Annotated in this window: 1 pseudogene; it reads right to left on the bottom strand. The window is 24.5% G+C overall.

Features of this window, described 5'->3' with window-relative positions:
* Positions 1–1,860 (bottom strand): annotated as a pseudogene (locus IDG66_RS12585) (NACHT domain-containing protein); the annotation flags it as partial.
* Between the last annotated feature and the right edge of the window lie 125 nt (positions 1,861–1,985).

Raw genomic sequence — 1,985 nt, 5'->3', positions numbered from 1 at the left:
GTGGAAATACTTCAAATAGCTCTATATTAAATTCATTTGCTAATTTAATAAAAAGTTCATTAATAAGACCTCTATTATAAGATAAATCGTCTTCCTTTTGAAAATACCTTGTCACTTTTTCATCTGACTGTAATTTAGTTACTAAATCTCTTTTATCAACATTTCTATATTTCTCTAAAAGGTATTCTGATAAAAAGTAATCTCCCATACGCTCATACGAAAAATAAATAATCATTTCACCTTTATAGCCAGTATTTTTAATTAATATATTTTCATCTATTAGCGCTTCTAAAAATCTATTTGACTTTTGAACATACTCTTTAGCTATATTATTAACAACAGTATAGGATTCCTCATAATTTAGTTGATTAAATTCTGAGTCGTTCATTAATTCAACTAATCCTTTTATTACTTTTTGTACAACATTAATATTTTTATCAAAATCAAATTTATCTTCCTTAGATAAATTAATATTTACTGTCTTAAGAACATTTGTAAATAGCTCTGCAACACTTATAGTTTGGTCAAATTCCTTAAATTTATTTACACAGTACTCACACATTAGTTTTAAAAATAATGGATTGTTGAATTCTGGATTTAATATAGGTAACTTAGGTAGCTCTAATCCATAAAAATCACAAAAAGATACAATTGGATTATAGTTTTCTTCCTTACTAAAACCTTCATGCTGAAATACTACAATATTGTTATCTTGTATTGCGTTTTTGGGTAATATAACATCTTCAAAAGGGGTTCTAATAGAAAATATTAAAGCTATATTAGAATACTTCTTTATATGGTTGATAAAGCTTTGAAAATAATTTCCCCATAACCTTTTACCTTCACCTTCATTAAGCGCATCAATAATAATAAAAGCTCTTTTTTTGTTTCTTTGGCCTTATTACTTATTGACCTTAAAAAATTATCAACAGAATTTGTAACTTCTAAATCATTAAGTATTTGATGCCATGGATCTTCATTTTTAGTAAAAAATTGTCCCAAAAACAGATAAATAATATGATTTTCATCTCTAAGTTTTTTAGATAGATGCGCTAAAAGGTGTGATTTTCCTATGCCAGCTTCACCTTGAACTAGCAAATAAGGATAAAACAAGCATTCTTTACATGTTTCTTTTAAATACGTTTGATATTTTAATAATACTTTTTCGATTTTACTCATATAAGTTTGAAGTTCTAATTTTTCATTCTCACTTATTTTGTATATATTACATTCATTATGTTCTGTCAGAAAAATATAAGGGTCAATATTAATTTCGTCTATCAATTCATAAATTTCACTTAAGTATTTTTTCTTTTCTTCAAACTCTTCTTCCAGTTCCAAATAATTATTGACTGATTGTTCTAAATTAGAGAATATTTTTTTGAAATTCAAATAAATATTCTTTGCGTATTTTGATTTCATCTTATCTAAAATATCATTTTCGATATAACCTTTTAATTCTTTTAGATATGAAATATTAGTATATTTAAAATTATTGGTAATAGAAATACCTTCTATAATTTTATTATTAATAGTATCGACATCATTATTCGCAGTATATCGTGAAGCTAAATTCGATATATTAAATTCTAATTTTTCATTAATAAATTCTTCTTTTAAATATGACAAAGAATCTTCAAATAAAAGCGGAGATAATTCTTTTTTTAATAATTCAATAGCGTGATCTTGCTTATTTATGTTTAAATTCAAAAACTCTTCGCATAAGTCTTGAGTTAAAATAATATCTTTTTTACTATCGAATAATATATTATGTGGATTTGAAAAATTCTTATTTTTAATATTATTATTTTGATTTCCAATAAATATAAACTTTAATCGATAACCTTCTTCCATTTTATTGATAAAGTCCGTATAATTGTGTAAAAGTAAAAAGGCCATATAACAGTCCTTTTACGGTACAATGTTTTTAACGACAAAAACATACCCAGGAGGACTTTTACATGACCCAAGTACATTTTACACTG

Source organism: Staphylococcus sp. EG-SA-18, assembly GCF_017151825.1.
Classification (GTDB): Bacteria; Bacillota; Bacilli; order Staphylococcales; family Staphylococcaceae; genus Staphylococcus; species Staphylococcus aureus.
This window is presented reverse-complemented; position numbering and strand designations above follow the sequence as displayed.